The 8906-nt window shown below is 44.0% G+C and carries 10 protein-coding genes; all 10 read left to right on the top strand.

The window, feature by feature from the left end; genetic code table 11:
* Positions 1-3 precede the first annotated feature (3 nt).
* On the top strand, positions 4-1326 hold the full coding sequence (locus tag IBX40_08310) for a glutamine synthetase (GenBank protein ID MBE0524317.1): 1323 nt from the start codon (positions 4-6) through the stop codon (positions 1324-1326).
* Between the two features lie 344 nt (positions 1327-1670).
* Positions 1671-2456, top strand: a complete 786-nt coding sequence (locus IBX40_08305; protein ID MBE0524316.1) for a lipoate--protein ligase family protein — start codon at positions 1671-1673, stop codon at positions 2454-2456.
* A gap of 34 nt (positions 2457-2490) precedes the next feature.
* Complete coding sequence (locus IBX40_08300; protein MBE0524315.1) at positions 2491-2784, top strand: lipoate--protein ligase family protein; 294 nt, start codon at positions 2491-2493, stop codon at positions 2782-2784.
* On the top strand, positions 2785-3531 hold the full coding sequence (locus IBX40_08295) for a lipoate--protein ligase family protein (protein ID MBE0524314.1): 747 nt from the start codon (positions 2785-2787) through the stop codon (positions 3529-3531). It abuts the gene before it with no gap.
* 41 nt (positions 3532-3572) lie between these two features.
* The gene (locus tag IBX40_08290) at positions 3573-4511 is read left to right on the top strand and encodes a hypothetical protein (protein MBE0524313.1); all 939 of its coding nucleotides are present in this window, start codon (positions 3573-3575) and stop codon (positions 4509-4511) included.
* Positions 4508-5488: a radical SAM protein gene (locus IBX40_08285; GenBank protein ID MBE0524312.1), complete on the top strand. Its 981-nt coding sequence runs from the start codon at positions 4508-4510 to the stop codon at positions 5486-5488. The genes IBX40_08290 and IBX40_08285 overlap by 4 nt, the downstream gene beginning before the upstream one ends.
* Positions 5478-6437, top strand: a complete 960-nt coding sequence (locus IBX40_08280) for a hypothetical protein (GenBank protein MBE0524311.1) — start codon at positions 5478-5480, stop codon at positions 6435-6437. Before IBX40_08285 ends, IBX40_08280 begins: the two co-directional genes overlap by 11 nt.
* On the top strand, positions 6434-7333 hold the full coding sequence (locus IBX40_08275; protein ID MBE0524310.1) for a hypothetical protein: 900 nt from the start codon (positions 6434-6436) through the stop codon (positions 7331-7333). Before IBX40_08280 ends, IBX40_08275 begins: the two co-directional genes overlap by 4 nt.
* A complete protein-coding gene (locus IBX40_08270; protein ID MBE0524309.1) occupies positions 7330-7749 on the top strand; it encodes a glycine cleavage system protein H in 420 nt (139 codons plus the stop codon). The genes IBX40_08275 and IBX40_08270 overlap by 4 nt, the downstream gene beginning before the upstream one ends.
* Positions 7750-8013: 264 nt before the next feature.
* On the top strand, positions 8014-8436 hold the full coding sequence (locus tag IBX40_08265) for a glycine cleavage system protein H (protein MBE0524308.1): 423 nt from the start codon (positions 8014-8016) through the stop codon (positions 8434-8436).
* The last annotated feature ends 470 nt before the right edge of the window (positions 8437-8906 follow it).

Genomic DNA, 8906 nt, shown 5'->3' with positions numbered 1-8906 from the left:
GCGATGACAACAAAGGAAGAAGTATTACAGATTGTTGAAGAAAAAGATGTAAAGTTCATCAGGTTATGGTTCACCGATATCCTTGGAACTATGAAGAGTTTTGCCATAACCAAAGAAGAGCTGGAAACTGCTCTTGATGAAGGTATGGGATTCGATGGTTCATCTATAATGGGATATCGCGATATTGAAGAAAGCGACATGGTCGGCATGCCTGACCCCAGCACATTCAAGATACTGCCATGGAGACCCCAGGAGAAAGCAACAGCAAGGATGTTCGTGGATGTCTTAAACCCGGGCGGAAGCCCATTTGAAGGCGATCCCAGATATGTACTCAAGCGAAACCTGAAGCGTGCCGAGGACAAGGGATTTAAACTCTTTGTGGGTCCTGAACTGGAATATTTCTATTTCAAATCTTCACTGGCACCGGAGATCATAGACAGAGGAGGTTATTTTGACCTGACCCCGCTGGACCTGGCCACGGACCTGAGAAGACAGACCGTGCTTGCACTGGAAAACATGGGAATAAAAGTGGAATACAGCCACCATGAAGTGGCCCCGAGCCAGCATGAGATCGACCTAAGGTATAATGATGCTTTGCAGATGGCAGATGACAATATGACATACAAACTGGTGGTCAAGGAGATCGCACAGCAGAACGACCTGTATGCCTCCTTCATGCCAAAACCCATCTTCGGGGAGAACGGTAGCGGAATGCATGTCCATCAGAGTCTTTTTAAAGGCAGCACCAATGCTTTCTATGACGCCGATGATCAATATAGCCTCTCTGGCATCGGGAAAAGTTATATCGCAGGTATCCTGAAACACGCATACGAGATGACTTCAGTCCTGGCACAAACAGTCAACAGTTACAAGCGGCTGGTCCCAGGATACGAAGCACCGGTCTATATTGCATGGGCTAACCGCAACCGAAGTGCCCTTGTGAGGGTTCCCATGTATAAACCTGGTAAAGAACTAGCCACCAGGATGGAACTGCGCTGTCCTGACCCTGCATGCAACCCGTACCTGGCATTCTCTGTGATGCTGGCTGCTGGTCTTGAAGGTATCGAGAAAGGTTATGAAATCCCTGAACCTGTGGAGAAGAACATCTTCGCCATGGACCAAAAGGACATGAAATCTAACGGGATCAAGTCATTGCCTGCAAACCTTAAGGAAGCCATTGATGCTACTGAACAGAGCGAACTGGTCAGGAGAGCCCTCGGTGACCATGTCTTTTATCGCTTCATTGATATCAAGAACAGGGAATGGGACGATTACAGGATCCAGGTAACTCCATACGAGATGGACAAATATCTGAGTGTATTGTAATATACAAACCAGTATCAAAGTCATTAATCCCGGTAGTGCTCACCCGATAAGCCACTTACCTGATACGCACAGTTTTGGCTGATAGGGAAGTGTTACTGCAGGGATTGTGACATCTATATGCCATTTACACGATTGTGGTATATAGATACACATCCCGGATAGAGATCCAGTTCAAAAAAACGTGATGCCTGTGCATATGTGATGACCATGCATCAGGCAGCACATAAGGAATTGCCTCCTTAATTGGTTCCTATCCGGGCAACCTTTTATTACAGTATTTATTTTCCATGCAAACAAAATCTTTTTATTAACAGTATCCTTTTAGGTTGCAGGAGAAAGGTTTCATGTGGCGGTTCATTGATGTGGACAAGGTAGATGGTGCATATAGTACTGCTCTTTTCCATTCGATTGGACGACATGTGGGGTCCGGCACAAGTGATGAAACCATCCTGTTCTGGCGGGTAACCAATCCTGCACTGTATCTGGGTTATCACCAGTATGTCGAAGATGAGGTCCATGAAGCATACTGCCAGGCCAATAATGTAGATATGATCCGCAGGATCCTGGGAGGAGGATGTGGATACTGTGACAGCGACCAGATATTATTTGCTGTAATAGGGAAGTCCACCGGGATTATACCTGCCAATGTACAGGGGGCTTACAAAAAAGTGTTATCAGGTGTGGTTTCGGCATTAAAGATCCTGGGATTGGAAGGGGAATTTGACCAGACTCGAAATGGAGTGTTTGTAGGGGATCGTAAGATTTCAGGTAATGCACAGGGCCGTTTTGATGGTTCAGTTATGGTCAATGGCAGTCTTTTGCTGGATTTCGATTTTGAGAAAATGGATCTAGTATTAAAACATCCCGCTAAGAACCTGAGACCCCATGTTAAAACTGCAAGGCAGGGCATGATCAGCCTGTCTGACCTGATGGAATTGCCTGACCCGGAAGAAATAAAGCAGGCACTGCGTGCTGGGTTTGAGGAGGCACTGTGTATTAGAACGTATGATGGTCAGGTATCTGAAGCAGAAATAAATATTGCATACGAATTAACCGCACTCTACAAATCCAGGGACTGGACATATCGTATGGACGACAAAAGGAAAAAACGACAAAAGGAAAAAAAATAATTAATCTATCAAGAAACCCGGGAGAGAAAAGGAAATGGTTTTAGAAGATTATTTGAAAGGCATCCATAAATCCAAAGGCGGCATTATCCGCTCATTCCTGAAAGTGAATAATGGTTTGATATCTGATATCAGTTTTTCAGGGGATTTTTTCATGTTCCCTGAAGACGCAATTGATCTGATCCTAGCACGGTTGAATGGTACGGCCGCTACTGAAGAAGCTGTATTGTCAGCTGTAAGGGAAATATATGAATCAGAAGGTATTCAATCTCCAGGCACCACACCTGAAGATTTTACTATATCAATTATGCAGGCCATTGGAGGGAAATAAATGGAAGAATGGAGAGTTATCGACTTCGGTAAACAGGACATACGGTATATGATGGCCATGAACGAGGCCATACACCGCTGTGATGAAGGCAATACCCTGATATTCTGGGACCCGACCAGATCCATCATACTGGGGTATTTCCAGAAAGCTGCTGTTGAACTTGATCTTGAACAGTGTGAAGATTATACGATTGTGAGACGTACAAGCGGCGGCGGTATTGCATTTTCTGACGATCTGAACAGACAGATCAATTATGGTGTATTCGGGACTGTTGATGAGATCAAGTTCCCGCTGGACATTGTGGGATCGTACAAACATATCCTGGGCATACTAATTGATACGCTGGAAGAATACGGACTGAATGCAGCGTTTCGGCCCATCAATGACGTGGTTGTGGACAACAAGAAGATATCTGGCAATGCCATGACCAGACTGGACAACAGGACCCTGCAGCACGGTACATTGTTACTGGACTTTGATATCAAGGAAATGCTTCGCATCCTGAATATCCCGAAAGAGAAGTTCATGGATAAGCAGATCGAGTCAATTGAACAGGGTATGACCTGGATGGATAAGGAACTGGGTTACAAGGAAGACATGAACGTGGTCAAGCAGAAGATCAGGAAGAATTTCGAAAAACGGTTTGGCGTGAAATTGGTGGAAACAGTACCCTCTGAGCAGGAGGAAGCTATGGCCCGGGAACTGCTGCCCAAATACCATTCTGATGAATGGACCTATAAGAGATAACGGGGGACTGGAAAGTTAAAGAGTTCGACCTGGGATTAGTTGTGGACCCCGGATTAAGGAAGCGAATGCAGGCAGCCAGAGCTTTGACCACAACCAGGTCAGGCAAACGGCTGAATTTCTATATCACTTCTGAGATGTTCCCTTCGATCTCAATAACCGGAAGCCAGTGCGGTCTTAACTGCAAACACTGTGGAGGGAAACTGCTGGAGCGCCTCATCTCATGTATGAACCCTGATACTTTGATAGACACAGCAAAAAAACTGGATGGTAAAGGCGCAAAAGGGATATTGGTAACAGGGGGCTGTAACTCGTCCGGAAAAGTACCGGTAACAAACATGTCCGATGCTATTAAAACCATCAAGGATACAACCGACCTGACAGTGATCGCACACACGGGTTTTATAACTCCTGAAGAAGCTTATGTTCTTAAAGATTCAGGACTTGATGGGATCGGATTCGATGTGGTGGGTGATATGGGGACTGCAAAACGGGTTTACGGTTTAGATGTTGATGAGAATGATTATATGTCAAGCCTGGATGCTCTTTCAAATGCAGATATCATGTTGTTCCCGCATATTTGTGTCGGACTGGACGGTGGTAGAATGAAAGGAGAGCTCCATGCCCTTGAAATGATCAAAGGCCACAAGGTTAGTACTGTAGTTATTACAGGTCTAATGCCTGTTGCCGGTACTGAGTTCTCTGAAATAAAACCGGACCCTATTGATTTTGCCAGAGTGATCACTGAAGCAGTAGAGATGTTCCCACAAAGTCCCATCACACTGGGATGTGCCCGTTCATCAGGCAGGGACCGTGAGCTCATCGACCACCTGGCTATAGAGAGCGGGGTTGAGAATATTGCCATTCCCACACAATATGCAGTGAGATACGGTGCAAACCACGGTTACGTGATGGAATATTACGGTACATGCTGCGGGCTGCCCCCTTCAAAAAATACCCGCATACCAGGAGTGGTCTCATGAAGAAAGTCAGGGCATCACTGGGAACCCTGGCAGTACTGGGTATGGAGCTTATGATAATGGATGCCCCTCCCACTACTGCGTATCTGCAGATATATACTAATGAGCACTGTCGTGCGAACTGTTTATTCTGTTCCCAGGCAAAAGAATCAAAAGGAGAATTAAAACACATTGCCAGGGGCCAGTACATGCCGGCTGACCTGGATGAGGTAGTCAGGAGGCTGGGCATTGCATTTGAGAAAGGATACCTGCACAGGGCCTGCATCCAGACTGCCATGTATCCCGGGATGTGGAATGATACCACATACCTGGTACGGGAGATTATAAAAACCTGCAGCATCCCGATCTCATTATCTGTATTTCCATTGGAGGATGCAAAGTATAATGAGCTGAATGGTTTGGGTGTGGAGCAGCTGGTCATCCCCCTGGATGCGGCTACTCCCGAGTTGTTTGACAGGATAAAAGGTGCGGGTGCAGGAGGTCCTTTTACATGGGACAATCATATTGACGGACTTAAAAGAGCAGTCAGGATCTTCACTAATGTGGGCACGCATATCATAATAGGATTGGGTGAGACAGATGAGGATGCTATTGAGCTGGCAGGACGGTTTCACAAAGGTGGTATTGGCTCTGCCCTGTTCGCATATACACGGCTTCCGGGTACCAGGTGGGTGGATACAGAACCTGACATCGGACATTACAGGCGGGTACAGCTGGCATTATATCTGATACGGGAGGATCTGGTCAGCTTTGAAAATATGAAATTTAACAACGGGATAATAATGGATTTCGGATTGGATGGACCTGGTATGGAAGCAGTGATCTCAAGTGGAGAGGCTTTCATGACAACCGGGTGTTCCCACTGCAACCGTCCATATGCCACCGAGACCCATGCGATGGTATACAATTATCCCGGACCAGTCGAGGGATCTGAAATAACCAGGATAAAAGCTCAACTGGAGGTAAATAATGGCATTTGATATTCAACAGGTTTTTGAACGAATCCTTAGCCTGGAGGGGGTGGATGAGGAGTTAAAAGAAGACATGATATCTGCCTTTGACATAAGGTACGAGAACTTCTCAAATACAGTACGATTTTTCCCACAGCCATTTACTCCAGTTTCAGTTACTGGTACTAATTGTGATCTTGAATGCAAACACTGCTCTTCCCATTACCTGAAACACATGGTTGATGCCAGCTCCAATAGCCTGGAGAACATTGCCGCAGATTTTTCAGGTAGGGGGGAGAAGGGAATGCTATTGTCCGGCGGGAGCAGGCAGGATGGCTCAGTACCCACCTATGAACAGGCAGATATGATCAGATCGATCAAGGAAAGGTACGATCTTTTGCTCAGTGCCCATACCGGGATCTTGAACAGGCAGCAGGCATCGGAATTGAAGTCATATGGGCTTGATATGGCATTGGTTGATGTTATTGGGAGTGAGAAGACCATTAAAGAAGTTTATGGCCTGGAGAGAACGCCTGTACATTACGACTGGACCCTGGCCCATCTTTCCAATTTCAATATTAGACTGGCACCCCATATTATCGTGGGGCTGCAGGGAGGGGAACTGGACGGTGAGTTCAACGCCCTGGAACTGGTGAAAAAGTATGACCCTGAAGTGGTGGTGATAGTGGTTTTTATACCCACTGATGGTACTGAATATGAAAATATACCAAAACCAGACCATAAGGATGTGATCCGGGTGATCACCTATGCACGGCAGATGTTCCCGAAAACACCCATTTCTTTAAGCTGTGTAAGACCGGGAGGCAAATACCGCTCAGAACTTGATGAGTACGCATTGTTATCTGGTGTGGATAGGGTGGCTGTACCTTCAAGGCAGTGTTACCAGACAGCAGGCGAAATTGGTCTTGATATTGTTGAGGTTGAAAAAAACTGCTGCTCTTATGGAGGAGTAAGTTGACAGCTATGTCCATGAGACCTGTGGCAACCGCCAGAGGCGTTGATATATTTTGTCCAAAAATAGGTAAATTCGCTTTTTTGAAAAGCCCTTTTGCTGCCCATACTACATTAAGTGCTGTTGACATTTATTCAGGTGGTACTTTTGGGGATATAGCTCCTTCACCAGTTAAAGGAGAAGTGATAGATATCAGGGAATATCTGTCACCCACGCCGTTCAAAGACCGGGATTTTATGGAATATATTATTGCCATACGACAGGATGACAGTGTGGTCAAGATACTGCATAGTAAACCAGTTGTTGATGTGGGAGATACTGTGGATGTTGGTGATCCTTTGGGGATATTGATCAAAAACGGGTATTTCTATTTCTGGAACGAACCACCGCTGCATGTGGAAGTACGGGATGTTGGTGATTATATCCGCGCCAGCAACGACAACCCATTATTGACAAAATTCAGCTTTTCCGGGTCCGATTTTTCCATGGAATCTAATATAAAATGCAGGGTAGAATTTTGTGATGAAAGGTTTGCCTTATTGAAAGGGGATTATCAGGGAGATGGGGTAAAAGGATATGAGCTGGGAGGAGGTTTACTGGATGGGATTATACCTTTAGGGGACTGGGATGCTATTGATTATTTCGGACTAGTCGGGATGGATGTGCCTGTTCCCTATTTGAAATCAGTAGGTAATCGATTCATGATATCTGCAAAGTATGTGACGGCAAGTCTCTCCACTGAAAAACCGGTGAACTGCCGGGCATTAGGATTTTCATTATCGTTTTGTGAGCCTACTATCAAATTGATCCCATTGAAGTACGGGGAGAAACTTTTTGATGTGGGAGATTGTGTGGATATCAAGTTAAATTTATTAAATGATCCTGAGGTGAAAATAAAATGATGGTTGAAGATTTTGAGTTCCCTGATGATAGATTATATCAAAAGAACCATGTATGGATATTGGAAGGTAATCCTGTTACTATTGGTGTTACCCAGCTTGGACAAAGCCTTTCAAAGGAGATCGTGCATATCGACCTGCCTGATGAGGGTGAGAATGTCAAAGCCCATGATCTGCTAATCGCATACGAGACAATTAAAGCGGTAAGCCAGATATCACTGCCTTTTGATTGTGTGGTGGATGAGGTCAATGATGAATTGTGGGATAAGCCAAATAAGATCAATGAGGACCCGTATAAGATATGGATGGTAAAGGTCAGGGGCGAGATAGATCGTGAAGCTTTGATGGATGTTGGGGCAGCATGCACGTTCTTTGGTGATCTGATTAAGAAAGAACGGGAAAGATATGCAGGATACTGAAGGCACTATTCCAAAATCCAGTAATTCCAACTAATATATCAGATGCGACTACAAATCTGTGTAAATCCGTGAAATCTGTGTCTTTTTATATTTCAGACACAGATGAACACTGATTGACACTGATTTTGCCTAAAATCGGTGTCTAAAAAATAACTGGAAAATGGGACTGTGCCATACTGAATGTAGAAAGATTAGGTAACCGCAAAGATTACTATATTGAAAGTAACTAAATAACATATTAGTAAAAATTGAAGAGGTTTGTTTATGGTGGAAATTGAAGGGTATGAATTACCAGATGAATTGTATTATACTAAAGAACATACCTGGGCCAGGGTAGAAGATGATGGTACTGTGACCTCAGGGATCGATGCTTACGGTGGAACTGCTGCGGGTGAGATTGAGTTTCTTGACCTTCCTCTGGAAGATGATGAATTCGAGGCTGGAGAGGCGTTCGGATCTCTGGAGTCTGCTAAATGGGTAGGAGGTCTGCAAATGCCTGTATCCGGGACCGTGATCGAGGTCAATAGTGATGTCGAGGACAACCTTGGACTGCTGGCTGAAGACCCATATGGGGAAGCCTGGATGATCAAGATCCAGCCTTCTAACCTGGATGATGATCTTTTAAAGCTGTTCTATGAGGACAATGTTGAAGAGTGGTTTACAAAAGATCTTGCTGAAAGGGGATAGGGTCAGTCACTTTTCTTTTTACTTTTTTTTGGCATTCTTTAACATTGAGTGGGTAAATATCAGGTGGTGTCCTATATTTAATGAACTAAGCCAGTGGTAAACTTGATAAAACCGCCTACAAATTCAATAAATTCCTATAAACTCCTTAATCCCTGTAAATTTCTTGTATTGGCTTAGATCGATAGCCTTTTAAAAACACTCGGAGCCATAATCAAGTCAAATTAATCACAACTGAATAATACTAATGATTATTATTCCATAACTATTAATGATAAAAAATTGAAGGAAGATATATAAACATCTGAACTTTATTTAATTTCATAGTGATACAATGATTGAAAAATATAAAAAAAAAATAAATGTTGATTTAGAAAAAAAAATCAAATCATATATTTCAAAAAAGGAAAATGACTATTTACCCATCTTCGTCAGATTAAAATCAAAACGCTATCAGTAAACCTCCCCCATTT

Source organism: Methanosarcinales archaeon (genome assembly GCA_014859725.1).
In the GTDB taxonomy this organism is placed as follows: Archaea; Halobacteriota; Methanosarcinia; order Methanosarcinales; family Methanocomedenaceae; genus Kmv04.
This window is presented reverse-complemented; position numbering and strand designations above follow the sequence as displayed.